14 protein-coding genes are annotated in these 16,056 nt (G+C 69.0%); 11 read left to right on the top strand and 3 right to left on the bottom strand.

Annotation, left to right across the window (positions count from 1 at the left end; translation table 11 throughout):
• Positions 1-142 precede the first annotated feature (142 nt).
• From DW298_RS02010 to DW298_RS01975, 8 genes are all read left to right on the top strand, one after another.
• Positions 143-1,792 carry an ABC transporter substrate-binding protein gene (locus DW298_RS02010; RefSeq protein WP_136040842.1) on the top strand — a complete coding sequence of 550 codons (1,650 nt, stop codon included), beginning with the start codon at positions 143-145 and terminating at the stop codon, positions 1,790-1,792.
• Positions 1,789-2,769 carry an ABC transporter permease gene (locus tag DW298_RS02005; RefSeq protein WP_021199908.1) on the top strand — a complete coding sequence of 327 codons (981 nt, stop codon included), beginning with the start codon at positions 1,789-1,791 and terminating at the stop codon, positions 2,767-2,769. Before DW298_RS02010 ends, DW298_RS02005 begins: the two co-directional genes overlap by 4 nt.
• The gene (locus tag DW298_RS02000; protein ID WP_136040841.1) at positions 2,766-3,680 is read left to right on the top strand and encodes an ABC transporter permease; all 915 of its coding nucleotides are present in this window, start codon (positions 2,766-2,768) and stop codon (positions 3,678-3,680) included. Before DW298_RS02005 ends, DW298_RS02000 begins: the two co-directional genes overlap by 4 nt.
• A complete protein-coding gene (locus tag DW298_RS01995) occupies positions 3,677-5,404 on the top strand; it encodes an ABC transporter ATP-binding protein (RefSeq protein WP_136040840.1) in 1,728 nt (575 codons plus the stop codon). Before DW298_RS02000 ends, DW298_RS01995 begins: the two co-directional genes overlap by 4 nt.
• 35 nt (positions 5,405-5,439) lie before the next feature.
• Positions 5,440-6,609, top strand: a complete 1,170-nt coding sequence (locus DW298_RS01990) for a family 1 glycosylhydrolase (protein WP_136040839.1) — start codon at positions 5,440-5,442, stop codon at positions 6,607-6,609.
• A gap of 161 nt (positions 6,610-6,770) precedes the next feature.
• The gene (locus DW298_RS01985; RefSeq protein ID WP_240744984.1) at positions 6,771-8,312 is read left to right on the top strand and encodes a molybdopterin-dependent oxidoreductase; all 1,542 of its coding nucleotides are present in this window, start codon (positions 6,771-6,773) and stop codon (positions 8,310-8,312) included.
• A 39-nt stretch (positions 8,313-8,351) separates the two neighbouring features.
• Positions 8,352-9,929, top strand: a complete 1,578-nt coding sequence (gene metG, locus DW298_RS01980) for a methionine--tRNA ligase (RefSeq protein ID WP_136040838.1) — start codon at positions 8,352-8,354, stop codon at positions 9,927-9,929.
• Positions 9,930-9,962: 33 nt separating this feature from the next.
• Positions 9,963-10,841 carry a TatD family hydrolase gene (locus tag DW298_RS01975; RefSeq protein WP_136040837.1) on the top strand — a complete coding sequence of 293 codons (879 nt, stop codon included), beginning with the start codon at positions 9,963-9,965 and terminating at the stop codon, positions 10,839-10,841.
• Here DW298_RS01975 and DW298_RS01970 read toward each other — a convergent pair.
• Positions 10,820-12,085: an MFS transporter gene (locus DW298_RS01970; protein ID WP_240744983.1), complete on the bottom strand. Its 1,266-nt coding sequence runs from the start codon at positions 12,083-12,085 to the stop codon at positions 10,820-10,822. The genes DW298_RS01975 and DW298_RS01970 overlap by 22 nt on opposite strands.
• Before the next feature lie 71 nt (positions 12,086-12,156).
• Here DW298_RS01970 and rsmA point away from each other — a divergent pair, with 71 nt between their 5' ends.
• The 3 genes from rsmA to DW298_RS01955 are packed head-to-tail and all read left to right on the top strand — an operon-like array spanning position 12,157 to position 15,021.
• Positions 12,157-13,017: a 16S rRNA (adenine(1518)-N(6)/adenine(1519)-N(6))-dimethyltransferase RsmA gene (rsmA, locus tag DW298_RS01965; protein WP_136040836.1), complete on the top strand. Its 861-nt coding sequence runs from the start codon at positions 12,157-12,159 to the stop codon at positions 13,015-13,017.
• Positions 13,014-14,081 (top strand): L-glyceraldehyde 3-phosphate reductase, encoded by a 1,068-nt coding sequence (gene mgrA, locus DW298_RS01960; RefSeq protein WP_136040835.1) that lies wholly within the window; start codon positions 13,014-13,016, stop codon positions 14,079-14,081. The genes rsmA and mgrA overlap by 4 nt, the downstream gene beginning before the upstream one ends.
• Before the next feature lie 7 nt (positions 14,082-14,088).
• The gene (locus DW298_RS01955; RefSeq protein ID WP_136040834.1) at positions 14,089-15,021 is read left to right on the top strand and encodes a 4-(cytidine 5'-diphospho)-2-C-methyl-D-erythritol kinase; all 933 of its coding nucleotides are present in this window, start codon (positions 14,089-14,091) and stop codon (positions 15,019-15,021) included.
• 10 nt (positions 15,022-15,031) lie between these two features.
• Here DW298_RS01955 and DW298_RS01950 read toward each other — a convergent pair whose 3' ends face one another.
• Positions 15,032-15,493 (bottom strand): Lrp/AsnC family transcriptional regulator, encoded by a 462-nt coding sequence (locus DW298_RS01950; protein ID WP_136040833.1) that lies wholly within the window; start codon positions 15,491-15,493, stop codon positions 15,032-15,034.
• A gap of 217 nt (positions 15,494-15,710) precedes the next feature.
• Positions 15,711-16,056, bottom strand: a 346-nt coding sequence (locus DW298_RS01945; RefSeq protein ID WP_136040832.1) for a helix-turn-helix domain-containing protein, incomplete at its 5' end; no start/stop codon positions are given.

Below are 16,056 nucleotides of genomic sequence, written 5' to 3'. Positions count from 1 at the left end.
GCGGCACGGCGCCACGCCGGTGTCAAGGGGTTGCTTTCGAAAAATGTATGCGCTTACAATCACTGAGGCGGCGCGGGCCGCCGGTCATGACAGAGACGACATGAGGTGGCAGATGTCCGGTGGCAGAACACCGAGAGGGCGCGTGATCCAGCGCTGGCGCAGAGCGGCGATCGTGGGCCTCGCGGCAGCAGCGGTCGCACTGAGCGGCTGCAGCATCCAGATCACGTCGCAACCCGATCCGTCGATCGGCGACGACACGATGCTGATCAACGCCGACAAGGGAAACCCGTTCTTCACGAAGAACTTCAACCCGTATCTCACCAACACGCGCACGGCGTCGCGGTGGATCTACGAGCCGCTGATCCTGGTCAACCCGCTCGACGGCACCCAGAACCCCTGGCTCGCCTCCGAATGGAGCCAGCCCGACGCCCGCACCATCGTCATGACGATCCGAGACGACGTGGAGTGGAGCGACGGCGAGGCTCTGACCCCCGATGACGTGGCCTTCACGTTCCAGCTGCTGAAGGACAACCCCGCGCTCGACATCAAGGGCGCCTGGCAGCACCTGGAGAGCGTCGAGACCGAGGGCGACGACGTGATCATGCACCTCCAGACCGAGGATGCGCCGTCGCTGCCGATCCTCGGCCAGACCATGATCGTGCCGGAGCACCTCTGGTCCGACGTGAAGGACCCTGCCACGTACCGCAACGAGACACCGGTCGGGACCGGGCCGTTCGTGCTGGGCAACTACAACGACCAGCAGTACTCGATGGACCGCAACGCCGATTACTGGCAGGCCGACAAGATCGAGATCGAGCACATCATCCTGCCCGCCACCAACTCGCAGCTCGACACCGTGAGCCGCGGGTACGACTGGGCCTACTCGTTCATCTCGGACGTCGAGGGCACCTGGGGTGCCGCGAGTCCGGACAACAAGTGGTGGTTCCCGCCGGGCGGCGTGATCGCGCTGATGCCGAACCTCGAGGTCGCCCCGTTCGACGACGTGAACGTGCGCCGGGGCATCGCGCTCTCCCTCGATCGCGAGGAGATCGCCGAGACCGCCTCCGAGGGCTACATGAAGCCGGCCGGTCAGACCGGACTCATCCTCCCGAACCAGGAGGAGTACCTCGACCCGAGCATCCCCGACGGCGGCATGATCACCCAGGATGCGGACGCCGCGCTCGAGGCCTTCGAGAAAGCCGGCTACACCCTCGACGGCGACCGGCTCGTGGACGCCGACGGCGAGCAGCTCGAATTCGCCCTCACCACGGCCAACGGCTTCACCGACTGGACCAGGGCCGCGCAGACAGTGCGCAGCCAGCTCGCCGAGGTCGGTGTGAAGGTCACGCTCAAGCTCCCGCAGCCCGCGGGCTACCAGAGCGCGATCAGCAACGGCGACTTCGAGATGGCGATCGGCGGCATGGGCAACGGCGACGTCTACCAGGCCTACAACAACCTGCTCTCGAGCGAGTTCTACGTGCCGTCGGGCGAACCGACCGCGAACAACTTCGAGCGCTACCGCTCGGATGACGTCGATGCGCTGCTGGCCGAATACCGCGAGACCGTCGACACGAACCGCCAGGCGGAGATCGTGAAGGAACTGCAGGGCATCGTCTACGACGAACTGCCCGTGATCGGCCTGTACTACGGCGGCATCTGGGGTCTGTTCAACGACGCCAAGTTCACCGGCTGGCCCAGCGAGGAAGACCCGTACATGATTCCCCAGAACTACGACTCCGCGCCGCTGGGCATCTTCACGCGGCTCGAGCGAGTGAAGGAGGACGACAAGTGAAGTACGTGCTCCAGAAGTTCGGCCTGTTCGTGCTCACCCTGTGGGCCGCGGTCACCCTGAACTTCTTCCTCCCGCGCATGATGCCGGGCTCGCCGGCGGATGCCGCCATCGCCAAGCTGTCCCAGAACGGGCCTGTGTCGGATGCCACGCGCGCCGCCATCGAAGCCCAGCTGGGTGTGCCGACGGGTTCGCTGTGGGATCAGTACATCGCCTACCTCGGTCAGGTCGTCCGACTCGACTTCGGCGTCTCCTACACCTTCTATCCGCAGTCGGTGTCGAGCATGGTCTCGACCGCGCTGCCGTACACGATCGGCCTCGTCGGCATCGTCACGATCCTCGCGTTCGTGATCGGCACGCTCATCGGCGTGGCGGCCGCCTGGCGCCGCGGCACCTGGCTCGACACGCTGCCGACGCTGACGGGCTCGTTCCTCAGCACGTTCCCCTACTTCTGGACCGCGCTGCTGCTGCTGTTCTTCTTCGGCTACGTGCTGCACTGGTTCCCGACGACGGGCGCCTACTCCGCGACGACGACCCCCGGATTCACGTGGGAGTTCCTCGGAGACCTGCTGAGCCACGCGTTCCTGCCGGCCCTCACGATCCTGCTCACCTCCCTCGGCGGCTGGATCATCGGCATGCGCAACGCCATGATCAACACGCTCGGTGAGGACTACATCACCTTCGGCGAGGCGAACGGCCTGCACGGCCGCACCATCGCCCTCCGCTACGCCGCGCGCAACGCGATCCTGCCGAACCTCACCGGCTTCGGGCTCACGCTCGGCGGTGTCGTGGGCGGATCGATCCTCGTGGAGCAGGTCTTCGGCTATCCCGGCATCGGATACCTGCTCTTCAACGCCGTGATCGGGCAGGACTACCCGCTCATGCAGGCGCTCTTCCTGATGATCACCGTGAGCGTGCTCATCGCCAACTTCCTCGTGGACATCCTCTACGGGGTTCTCGACCCGAGGACACGCCGATGACTTCCACCATGAACGTCAAGATCCCCGCCGAGCGCATCGCCGCGCCCAGCCCGTGGCGCGCCTTCGGGCGCATGGTCGCCACCCTCTGGTCGAACGGCAAGGCCCGACTCGGCCTCTGCATCCTCGCCTTCTTCGTGCTGGTGGCGGTGTTCGCCCCGGTGCTCGCTCCCTACGGCGCGAAGGACAACGGCTTCGAGCGCAACGCCGACGCGTCCTGGGAGCACTGGCTCGGGACGACGGCCGCGGGGGAGGACGTGCTCAGCCAGCTCATCTTCGGCGCGCAGGTCAGCCTCCTGGTCGGCTTCGCCGCCGGCATCCTCTCCACCATCGTGGCCGTACTGATCGGCCTCAGCTGGGGGTACATGCGCGGTTTCCTCGGCGAGGTGGTCGGCTTCATCGTCAACCTCTTCCTCGTGATCCCGGGCCTGCCTCTCATGATCGTCATCGCCGCGTACCTGCAGAACGGCGGCATCCTGATGATCATCGCCGTGATCGTGGTGACCGGCTGGGCATGGGGCGCTCGCGTGCTCCGCAGCCAGACCCAGTCGCTCCGGGGCAACGACTTCGTCACCTCGGCGCAGTTCTCGGGTGACAGCCGGACGCGCATCGTGTTCCGCGAGATCCTGCCGAACATGACGTCGATCATCGCCGGAACGCTCTTCGGAGCGGCGACGGCGGCGATCCTCGCCGAGGCGGGGCTGGAGTTCCTCGGACTCGGCGACTCCAGCATCGTCAGCTGGGGCACCATGCTCTACTGGGCGCAGAACTCCAACTCCCTGCTCACCGGGCAGTGGCTGCTGCTGTTCGCCCCGGGTCTGTGCATCGCACTGCTGGCTCTGAGCCTGACACTGATCAACTTCGGCGTGGACGGCATCTCCAATCCGCGCCTGCGAGAGGGGAAGGGCCGATGACCGCCATGGCACCCGAGACGACAACCACGGGCCACGACATCCTGCTCGACGTGCAGGGCCTCTCCGTCGAATACGCCTCACCCGGAGCGACGCCGGTCGCCGCCGTCCATGACGTCTCGTTCTCGCTGCGGCGTGGCGAGTTCGTCGGACTGGTCGGCGAGTCGGGGTCGGGCAAGTCGACCCTCGGCTTCGCGCTCACCCGGCTGCAGAAGCCGCCGGCGCGCATCAGCGGAGGCCGCATCCTCTTCGGCAGGCGCGACATCCGCGAGTTGGATGCCGAGGAGCTGCGTCGTCAGCGTCAGGGCGGTTTCGCCATGGTGCTGCAGTCGGGCATGAACGCACTGAACCCGGTGCGCACGGTGGGCAACCACTTCCGCGACATCTTCGCCGCCCACGGCCACGTGCCCAAGGGCGAGCGGGATGCGCGGGCCCGCGAGCTCATCGGCAAGGTCGGGCTCGACGCATCGGTGCTCGCCCGCTACCCGGGGGAGCTCTCCGGCGGTATGCGCCAGCGCGCCTCGATCGCGCTCGCGCTTTCGCTCGAACCGCAGCTCATGGTGTTCGACGAGCCGACCACCGCGCTCGACGTGCTCGTGCAGCACGCGGTCATGGACACGATCAAGGAGCTGCAGCGGGCCGAGCAGTTCACGGCCATCCTGATCAGCCACGACCTCGGCATCGTGCTCGAGGCGACCGACCGGGTGATGGTGATGCACGAGGGACGCATCGTGGAAGACGCGCCGAGCATCGACATCCTGCAGCGGCCGCAGGACGAGTACACGCGGATGCTGCTGAGCCACTACGCCGACCCGCGGGCCAAGACCCTGTCGATCCCCGGCTTCGTCGACCTCGGAACGCGGCGCAGCGAAGGCCGTGCGCGCACCGATGTCACCGAGACCCTGCCGACCGTGTCGTCGCGGGATTCGCGCCGTGCGGATGCGGCGATCGTGGTCGACGGGGTATCCAAGCACTACCCGGCTCCGCGCCGTGGGCAGGAAGCAGTGACCGCGGTCGACGACGTGTCGTTCCGACTGGAACCGGGGGAGGCGCTCGCGCTCGTCGGCGCGTCCGGCTCGGGAAAGTCGACCATCGCGAAGATGCTCACCGGCGTCGAGAAGCCGACCTCCGGCACGGTCCGCTTCGGCGACACCGACGTGGCCACGCTCAAGCGCCGGGGGCTCCGTGATCTGCGCAAGGACGTGCAGATGGTGTTCCAGGACCCGTATGCGGCGCTCAACCCGCTGCACACGGTCGAGTACGCCCTCACCCGCCCGGTCATGAACTACACGAAGCTGCGCGGACAGGAGGCGCGGGCTCGGGTGCTCGAGCTGCTGGAGACGGTCGGCCTGACCCCCGTGGAGCAGTTCGCGGCGAAACTGCCGCATCAGCTCTCGGGTGGACAGCGGCAGCGCGTGGTGATCGCCCGGGCGCTCGCGAGCGACCCGCAGGTGCTGATCGCCGACGAGCCGGTCTCGATGCTCGACGTCTCGCTCCGCGCGGGCGTGCTGGCGCTGCTGGAGGATCTGCGCGAGCGATGGGGCATCAGCATGCTCTACATCACGCACGATCTGCTGAGCGCGCGACTGGTCACGCAGAACATCCTGGTGCTCAACGGCGGCCGCGTCGTCGAACGCGGAGAGACCGCCGAGGTGCTGCAGCATCCGGAGGATCCGTACACGATCCAGCTGCTGGACGCCGTGCCCAACCCGGCACGAATTCACTGATCCTCCCGACGACATCCACAAAGAAAGGAGCACTCGTGCTCGCATTCCCCGACGGCTTCCTGTGGGGTGCCGCGACAGCGGCCCACCAGGTGGAGGGCAACAACACCACGAGCAACTGGTGGGCGATGGAACATGCGCCCGGCTCGCCCATGGTGGAGCCCTCCGGTGACGCCGCCGACCACTTCCACCGCTACCCGGAGGACATGCGGCTGCTCGCCGCCGCCGGGCTGAACTCCTACCGGTTCTCGGTGGAGTGGGCGCGGATCGAGCCCGAGCGCGGTTTCGTCTCCCGGGCGATGCTCGACCACTACCGCCGCATGATCGACACGGCGCGCGAGAACGGGCTCGACCCCACGGTCACGCTCATGCATTTCACGGTGCCGCAGTGGTTCCAGAAAGACGGCTTCTGGCGTGCGGATGACGCGGTCGACCTGTTCGCCCGGTACGTCGAGACCGTGCTCCCGATCCTCGACGGCGTCGAGTACGTGTGCACGATCAACGAGCCGAACATCGCCGCGATGCTGGCCGGGGGAGAGGATGCCGCGAACCTCGTGGCCTTCGGCCTCCCGAACCCCGACCTCGCCGTGGCCGACACCCTGCTCGATGCGCACCACCGTGCCGCCGAGATCCTGCACTCGGTGTCCGGGGTCAAGGCCGGCTGGACGATCGCCACCCAGGCTTTCCACTCCACCGGTGAGCCCGGCGCCGACGAGATGCTCGCCGAGTACGGCGACCCGCGCGACCACTGGTACCTGGATCAGTCGGCCGGCGACGACTTCGTGGGTGTGCAGGCCTACACGCGCACCTTCATCGGTCCGGAGGGGCCGCGGCCCGTGTCGCCCGATGTCGAGACGACACTGACCGGCTGGGAGTTCTTCCCCGAGGCGCTCGAGATGGGTGTGCGCAGCGCGTGGGAGCGCAGCGGCGGGGTGCCGGTGCTCGTGACCGAGAACGGCATCGCGACCGCCGACGACACCCGCCGCATCGCCTACACGCAGGGTGCGCTCGAGGGGCTGCACCGCGCGATCTCCGACGGCATCGACGTGCGCGCGTACCAGCACTGGAGTGCGCTCGACAACTACGAGTGGGCCAGCGGCTTCGCCCCCACGTTCGGCCTGATCGGCTTCGACCGCGAGACGTTCGAGCGCTCGCCGAAGCCTTCGCTCGCCTGGCTCGGGGAGGTCGCGCGCCGCAATGCGCTCTGACTTCTGAGCATCCGCGTCCGCTGGTGCCCGCACCACTTTCGGACAAACGCGCTTCCCTCGGCCGATTCCCCGCAATTCGGCCGAGGGAAGCGCGGAAGGCCGAGGCACGCGCGCGAACCGGATGCGGCGCGCGAACGCGCGCCGGGGGTTACCCTCGGGACATGACCCCCGCGATGCACGCCAGGCGATCGGATACGCTCCGGGCCGCGGCCGCCGGCCTGGTCGCGGCCCTGGTCGCGGTCGGCCTGGCCGAGCTGGTCGCGGCGATCGTCGAGCCGAGCGCGAGCCCCTTCGCCGTGATCGGCAGCGGACTCATCGATCTCGCGCCGAGCTGGGCGAAGGACACGGCGATCGCGCTGTTCGGCACCGGCGACAAGGTGGCCTTGATCGTGGGCGTCGCCATCGTCCTCGCGGTCGTCGCCGCGCTCGCCGGCATCCTGGAGCTGCGGCGTCCGCCGATCGGGGCCGTGATCCTCGCCGCCCTCGGCGCGCTCGCCGTCGTGGCCGCGCTGATCCGCCCCGGCGCCGGGCCGTTCGCCTGGCTCCCCGGCCTCGTCGCCGGTCTCGTCGCGGTGATCGCCCTGCGGATGCTGGTGCAGCGGCTCCGGCCGGTCGCGGGCCTCGCCCCGGACGAGATCGACCGGCGCCGGTTCCTGATCTGGACGACGGGTGCCGCGGCGGCCGGACTCGTGTTCCTGATCGTCGGGAACGTCGCGCGCGGGGCCACCCGTTCGATCGAAGCGGTCCGCGATGCGCTGCGGCTGCCGAAGGCCGCGCGAACGGCGGCACCGATCCCCGCCGGTGCGGACCTGAAGATCCCCGGACTCGCTCCCGTCGTCACCCCGAACGCCGAGTTCTACCGCATCGACACCGCACTGATCGTCCCTCGGATCGATCCGGTCGACTGGTCGCTGCGCATCCACGGCATGGTCGAGCGCGAGGTGCGCCTCACGTGGGACGAGCTGCTCGCCCTGCCGATGCAGGAGTCGGACGTCACCCTCGCGTGCGTGTCGAACGAAGTCGGCGGCTCGCTGATCGGCAACGCCCGCTGGCTGGGCGTCCCGGTGCGGGAGCTGCTCGCCCGCGCGGGCGTCGACCCCGACGCGGACATGGTGCTGTCGACCTCGTCCGACGGCTTCACGGCATCCACACCGATCGAGGCCCTCACCGACGACCGCGACGCCCTGCTGGCCGTCGGCATGAACGGTGAGCCGCTGCCGATCGAACACGGCTTCCCGGCGCGACTCGTGGTCCCGGGGCTCTACGGCTACGTGTCCGCCACGAAGTGGGTCACCCAGCTGGAAGTCACCCGCTTCGACCGCGCCACCGCGTACTGGACCACACGTGGATGGTCTGAGCGCGGGCCGATCAAGCTGCAGTCCCGCATCGATGTGCCGCGGCGCGGCCAGTCGGTCCCGGCCGGTGACACGGTGATCGCGGGGATGGCGTGGCAGCAGCAGGTCGGCATCGCGGGGGTCGAGGTGCGCGTCGACGACGGGCCGTGGCGTCGTGCCGAACTCGGGACCGCCATCTCCGCGGACACCTGGGTGCAGTGGAGCCTGGACTGGACGGCGGAGAGCGGATCGCACACCATCGAGTGCCGGGCGCTCAGCGTCGACGGGGAGACCCAGACGTCGGATCCGGCGCCACCTGCACCCGACGGTGCACAGGGATGGCATCGCATCGACGTCTCGGTGGCCTGAGCGCGTAACCACCCGTGCCCGGACACCTAGAATTGCTCCATGCCCGCAGGCGAATCCTTCTACATCACCACGCCCATCTACTACCCGTCCGACGTGCCGCACATCGGCCACGGGTACACGACGGTGGCCGTCGACACGCTCGCACGGTGGCACCGCCAGGCGGGGGATGACACCTGGATGCTCACCGGCACCGACGAGCACGGTCAGAAGATGCTGCGTGCCGCGGCGGCGAACAACGTCACTCCTCAGGAGTGGGTCGACAAGCTGGTCAGCGAGAGCTGGTTCCCGCTGCTGAAGACCCTCGACGTCGCGAACGACGACTTCATCCGCACGACGCAGGAGCGCCACGAGACGAACGTGCAGACGTTCTTCCAGCGGCTGTACGACCGCGGCTACATCTATGCGGGCGAGTACGAGGCGCTCTACTGCGTGGGCTGCGAGGAGTTCAAGCCCGAGTCGGAGATCGTCGACGGCACCGGTCCCTTCGAGGGGCTGAAGGTGTGCGCGATCCACTCGAAGCCGCTGGAGCTGCTGCAGGAGAAGAACTACTTCTTCAAGCTCAGCGAGTTCCAGGACCGCCTGCTCGAGCTGTACAAGACGCAGCCCGACTTCGTGCGCCCGGACTCGGCGCGCAACGAGGTCGTGTCGTTCGTGAGCCAGGGCCTCAAGGATCTGTCGATCTCGCGCTCGACCTTCGACTGGGGCATCCCGCTGCCGTGGGACGAGTCGCACGTCATCTACGTGTGGGTCGACGCCCTGCTCAACTACGCCACGGCCGTCGGCTACGGCTCCGATGAGGAGACGTTCGAGCGCCGGTGGCCCGCGTACCACGTGGTCGGCAAGGACATCCTGCGCTTCCACGCGGTGATCTGGCCCGCCCTCCTGATGGCGGCCGGGCTCGACGTGCCCAAGGGCGTCTTCGCGCACGGCTGGCTGCTGGTCGGGGGCGAGAAGATGTCGAAGTCGAAGCTCACCGGTATCGCGCCGACCGAGATCACCGACGTGTTCGGCTCCGACGCGTACCGCTTCTACTTCCTCTCGGCGATCGCGTTCGGCCAGGACGGCTCGTTCTCGTGGGAAGACCTTTCGGCCCGCTACCAGGCCGAGCTCGCGAACGGTTTCGGCAACCTCGCCTCGCGCACCACGGCGATGATCGAGAAGTACTTCGAGGGCGTCGTGCCGCCCGCGGCCGAGTACACCGAGAAGGACCTCGCGATCCAGAAGATCGTCGCGGACGCCGGGTCGAACGCGGATGCCGCTGTCGCGCAGTTCCGCATCGACGAGGCGATCTCCTCGATCTGGACGATCGTCGATGCGCTCAACGGCTACATCACGGAGAACGAGCCCTGGGCGCTCGCTCGCGACCAGGGCCAGCGCGCGCGCCTCGGCACCGTGCTGTACACCTGCGCCGAGGGCCTGCGCGCGCTCGCAGTGCTGCTCTCGCCCGTGATGCCGCAGTCGACCGAGAAGCTGTGGGTCGCGCTCGGCGCCGCCGAGACCCTAGGTCGTCTGCAGGACCAGCCGCTCCGCGAGGCCGGAGCCTGGGGTGTGCTGCGCCCCGGCACCAGCGTCAACGGCCTCGCGCCGCTGTTCCCGCGGGTGGAGTCCACGGCCTGAGCCAGGTCGGGGACGGAGAGGTCGGGCACGTCTATGTCGGGCACGTATGTGCAGCGCCGTGACGGCGACGGACGCAAGGATCTGAAGTATCCGGCCGCTCCTGAGCCGCTCACGGTCCCGGTGTACGACAACCATGCGCATCTGGAGATCGTCGACGGTGACGACCCGCTGTCGCTGACCGAGCAGCTCGATCGGGCGGCGGCCGTGGGCATCGCCGGCGTCATCCAGGCGTCGGGCGACATCGAGTCGTCGCGGTGGGCGGTCGAGGCCGCGGCATCCGATCCGCGCGTGCTCGCCGCCGTCGCCATCCACCCGAACGACGCGCCGACCTATGCGGAAGAAGGGCGCCTGGATGAGGCGATCGCGGTGATCGACGAGCTCGCGGGGCACCCGCGCACCCGGGCGATCGGCGAGACGGGACTCGACTTCTTCCGCACCGAGCCCGAGCGCCGGGCGCCACAGTTCGCCTCGTTCGAGGCGCATATCGCGCTGGCGAAGAAGCACGGCATCGCGATGCAGATCCACGACCGTGACGCGCACGATGCGGTGCTGGAGACCCTGACGCGCGTCGGCGCCCCGGAGCGCACGGTGTTCCACTGCTTCTCGGGCGACGACGCGATGGCCCGCATCTGCGCCGATGCCGGGTACCACCTCTCCTTCGCGGGCAACGTGACCTTCAAGAACGCGCAGAACCTGCGGGATGCGCTGAAGGTCACCCCGCTCGACCGCATCCTCGTCGAGACGGATGCGCCGTTCCTCACTCCCGTACCGCTGCGCGGCCGCCCGAACGCGCCCTACCTCGTGCCGATCACGGTGCGCTTCATGGCGGCCGAGCTCGGCATCGAGGTCGATGAGCTGTGCGCCCAGCTGGCCGAGAACACCCTGCGGGTCTACGGCTCGTTCGCCGACTGACTCTCCGGTTCGTCCACCGGCTTCGCCGACACGATCTGCGAGATCGGCTTCCACACCAGCAGCAGCGTGAGCGCCGCGCCGACGAAGGCGAACCACCAGGGTGCCGTGAGCCCCCAGACCTGGGCGATCACGCCGCCGAGCGCCTGGCCGACGACCATGCCGCCGAACACCCCGACCATGTTCACCGAGGCGACGCGCCCCTGAAGCTCGGCGGGGACCAGCCGCTGCCGCACGGTCGTGGAGATCGTGCCCCACACGAACGCGTAGGCGCCGAAGAAGAACATGATGACCAGGGCCACCCAGCCGGTCGTGGTGAGCGCGAACGACAGGTGCATGAGCACTTCGAGTGAGAGCACCACCCGCATCAGTGTCGCGAACGACACGTGCCGCTCCAGCCAGCCGAAGCTGAGGGTGGCGAGGATGCCGCCCGCCGCGGATGCCGTCGTGAGCGCTCCGTAGCCCACAGCGCCCATGTGCAGGTGTTCGGTCGCGTACAGCACGAGCACGCCCCAGGGCGCCGCCCAGGTGATGTTGAAGACCAGGATGATGAGCACCAGCATGCGCACCGGTGGGTTGCGCCACAGCCAGCGGATGCCCTCGGCGATGTCGGTGTGCACGGGCGGATGGGTGTCGCTCTCGCGGGGCGGGACGGGCGTCTTCGCCATGCGCGAGATGAGGACGATGGCGAAGCTCACGCACACCACCTCGAGCAGGAAGGGCCACGCGGAGCCCGCGGCGAACAGGAACGCGCCCAGCGGCGGGCCGGCGAACTGGTTCGCGACCAGATACCCGGCCTGCAGTCGTGCGTTGCCGATGCCCAGGTCGGCGGGCTTCACCAGCATCGGCAGCAGCGTGCTGCCGGCCGTGTCGACGAAGACCTCGGCGGTGCCGTAGAGGAACGCGACGGCGAGCACGATCCAGATGTTCGCGACGCCCGTGACGAGGAACACGCAGAGCGCCGCGAGCACGACGGCTCGTGCGGCGTTGGCGAACATGACCAGTCGGCGTCGGTCGAAGCGGTCGGCGATCGCCCCGGCGTGCAGCCCGAACAGCAGCCAGGGGAGGAACTGCAGGATCGCGCCGGCCGCCACCAGGATCGGCGACGAGGTCATCGAGGCGATCAGCAAGGGTGCCGCCGCGAGCGCGACGCCGTCGCCGATGTTGCTGGTCCACGACGACGCGAGGAGCCAGCGGAAATCGCGGCCCATGCGGCGGGGCGCGATCAGTTCACCGAGGGAGGGCACCAGAGAAGACTACTGACGGCGGGGGACATCGGCGGGCGGGGGACACCGCGAGAGTAGGGGACAATGGCAGGATGACCGTCACCCTGCTCGGCGCCACCGAGATCCGCCGACTCGCCGCCGAGCTCGACGTCACCCCGACCAAGAAGCTCGGCCAGAACTTCGTCACCGACGCGAACACCGTCCGCAAGATCGTGCAGGCGGCTCGTGTGCAGCCGCACGAGCGCGTGGTCGAGGTCGGTCCGGGGCTCGGCTCCCTGACCCTCGCGATCCTCGAGACCGGGGCTTCCGTCACCGCCGTCGAGATCGACCACCGCCTCGCGGCACGCCTCGCGCAGACCGCCGCCGAGCACGGGGTCGAGGCCGACCGGCTCACGGTCGTCGACGCGGATGCGCTCCGCATCACCGAACTGCCGGGGGAGCCCACCGTGCTGGTGGCGAATCTGCCGTACAACGTCTCGGTCCCGGTGCTGCTGCACTTCCTCGAGAACTTCGCGTACCTGCAGCGCGGCGTCGTGATGGTGCAGGCCGAGGTCGCCGAGCGGCTGGCCGCCAAGCCGGGTTCGAAGATCTACGGCTCGCCCAGCGTCAAGGCGGCCTGGTACGGCGAGTGGAAGCTCTCCGGCAACGTCTCGCGCCAGGTGTTCTGGCCGGTGCCGAACGTCGACAGCCTGCTCGTGGGCTTCGACCGCTCCGAAGGGGAACGCGGCACGGAGGAGGAGCGGCGTCGCACGTTCCAGATCGTCGATGCGGCCTTCAACCAGCGTCGCAAGATGCTCCGTCAGGCGCTGTCGGGCATCTTCGGCAGCTCGGCGGCCGCCTCCGAGGTGCTGATCGCCGCCGGGGTCGCGCCGACGGCCCGTGGTGAAGACCTCACGGTCGAGGACTACCAGCGCATCGCCGCACAGGCACCAGGGACTAATCTGGCACCGTGACCGACTCCCCCCGCTTCCGTCCCGATGTCCCCGAGCTGCACCGCCCGTACGCGGCGGACGAGAGCCGTTACCAGCAGTTCTCCTACCGCCAGGTCGGCACGTCCGGTCTGTACCTGCCCCCGATCTCGCTCGGGCTGTGGTGGAACTTCGGCGACAACATCCCGCTCGACAACCAGCGCGCCCTGCTGCGCCACGCGTTCGACCGCGGTATCACGCACTTCGACCTGGCGAACAACTACGGCCCGCCCTACGGTTCGGCCGAGAAGAACTTCGGACGCATCTTCGCCGAGGACTTCCGCCCGTACCGCGACGAGCTGATCATCTCGTCGAAGGCCGGCTGGGACATGTGGCCCGGGCCCTACGGCGACTTCGCCAGCCGCAAGTACATCCTCGCGAGCGCCGAGCAGTCGCTGACCCGGATGGGCCTCGACTACGTCGACATCTTCTACTCCCACCGTGTCGACCCGGTCACGCCGATCGCCGAGACCGTGGGCGCGCTCGACACGCTCGTGCGCCAGGGCAAGGCCCTCTACGTGGGCATCTCCTCCTACAGTGCCGAGCGCACGGCCGAGGCCGTCGCCGTCGCGAAGGAGCTCGGCACGCCGCTCGTCATCCACCAGCCGGCCTACTCGATCCTGAACCGCTGGGTCGAAGACGGCCTGACCGACACCCTCGAGCAGTCGGGACTCGGCGCCATCGCCTTCACCCCGCTGGCACAGGGGCTGCTCACCGACAAGTACCTCGGCGACGGCACGGCCGAGCGTGCGCAGAAGCGCGGCTCGCTGCCGGACGGCCGCCTGACGGATGAGGCCGTGCAGACCCTGCGGTCGCTGAACGACGTCGCGCAGGGGCGTGGCCAGTCGCTCGCGCAGCTGGCGCTGCAGTGGACATTGCGCAATCCGGTCGTCGCATCCGCGCTGATCGGGGCCTCGCGTCCGGAGCAGCTCGACGAGAACATCGCGGCCGTGAACGGCCCGGCCTTCACGACCGAGGAGCTGGCCCGCATCGACGAGCTCGCGGGTGCCATCGACGTCAACCTGTGGGCGAAGTCCTCGGAGCTGTGACCCCATCATGAGCCACGCCGCGTTCACCGATTCCGTGCACGTGCGCGCCCCGGGGAAGATCAACGTCTACCTCGGGGTCGGCGGGCGGCACGACGACGGCTACCACGCACTGGCGACGGTCTTCCAGGCGGTCTCGCTGTATGAGGACGTGATCGCGCGCCCGGCCGACGACTTCTCGGTGACGGTCACCGGAGTGGAGGACATCGACTCCGTCCCGCTCGACGACCGCAACCTCGCGATGCGCGCCGCCAAACTCCTCGCGCTCGCCGTCGACCATCGGGGCGGCGTCGCGCTCGAGATCCGCAAGAGCGTTCCGGTCGCCGGCGGCATGGGCGGTGGGTCGGCGGATGCCGCGGCCGCTCTGGTCGCCTGCGACGCGCTGTGGGGCACGGGGCTGTCGCCGGCGCGGTTGCACGACCTCGCCGCCCGTCTCGGCGCCGATGTGCCGTTCGCTCTGCACGGCGGCACGGCGGTCGGCACCGGCCGTGGCGATCAGCTCAATCCGGCGCTCGCACGCGGCCGCTTCGATTGGATCCTGGTCCCGAGCGACCAGGGACTCTCGACGCCGGTGGTTTATGAGCGTCTCGACCTGATGCGGGAGGAAGAGGGCGCTCTCGCCGACGACCCGCCGCTGTCACTCGATGTGCCGATCCCGGTGCTCCAGGCCCTGCGGACGGGCGACCCCGCCCAGCTCGCCGACACCCTGTACAACGACCTGCAGGCCGCCGCGCTGTACGAGCGGCCCGACCTCGCCGAGACGATCCGTCAGGGAGTCGCCGCCGGGGCGCTCCAGGGCATCGTGTCCGGATCCGGCCCCACGGTCGCGCTGCTCTGCCCGAACCCCGAGACGGCGCAGGACGTGCAGTCCTCCCTGCGCGATATCGGCCTCGATCCGCTGCACGTGCACGGTCCGGTGCCCGGCGCCCGCATCATCGGCTGACCGCCGCGCACTACTCCGCGTTCAGCAGTGCGCTCACTCGGTAGGGGATCACTTCGCGCAGGAACAGGCTCGTCGAGGTGCGGAGGATGCCGGGGCACAGTCGCACCACCTCGGCCACCCGGTAGAGGTCGTCCGGGTCCTTCGCGACGACCCGCAGCAGCAGGTCGGTGTCGCCGGCGGGGGCGAAGCACTCCAGAACCTCGGGTACGCGACTGAGCGCGTCGATCGCGGCGGTGATCTTGTGCTGATCGAGCTCGACGAGGATCGAGGCCGCGACGCCGCGGCCCAGCGCCTGCGGGAGGATGCGGGAGCTGTGCGCGCGCAGGTATCCACCGGACTCGAGTCGATCGAGCCGTGCGTGCACGGTGCCGCGGGCGAGGCCCAGATCCTGGGCGATCAGGGCGACCGGACGCCGGGGGTCCGTGTCGAGGACCCCGAGGATCCTCCGGTCGGTCTCATCGAGAGTGGCCATTTCGATCACCGTCGCCTTCCTCGCGCGGTCAAGATTGATCGGATCGATCAATCGGAAATCACTCTATGGTCTGAATGCGCATCTCGTGGTGAGATATCTGTCAGAACGCAGGATGCCGGCCACGAGCGGGCATCACGCGCACTCGACGGAAGGCCACAAGCCGCACACGCCGGGTGTCGACGGCGACGGGCCACGAGCCTCAGCCGGCCCCGTCTCCTCAGTCGCCGGGCACGAGCAGCCGCAGCTGCACCATCGCGGAGAACCGCGCCTCCGGGTCGGTCAGGTCCAGCCCGCTGATCTCCGACAGCCGGCGCAGCCGATACCGGAACGTGTTGGGGTGCGTGTACACCCGGCCGGCCGCCACCGCCACGTCGCCGAAGGCGTCGAGCCAGGCCCGCAGAGTCTCCACCAGGTGAGTGCCCTTCTCCCGGTCCTGTGCCAGGAGCTGTGCGACGGGGCCGGTCGGCTGGTCGCCGCGGGCGCGGACCAGGTCGCCGAGCTCGACCAGCAGGGCCTCCATCTGCACCGCCGTGAAGCGCGCGACGGGTTCGCGCGACGGCGCC

The organism is Microbacterium sp. A20 (genome assembly GCF_004794515.1).
Taxonomy (GTDB): domain Bacteria; phylum Actinomycetota; class Actinomycetes; order Actinomycetales; family Microbacteriaceae; genus Microbacterium.
This window is presented reverse-complemented; position numbering and strand designations above follow the sequence as displayed.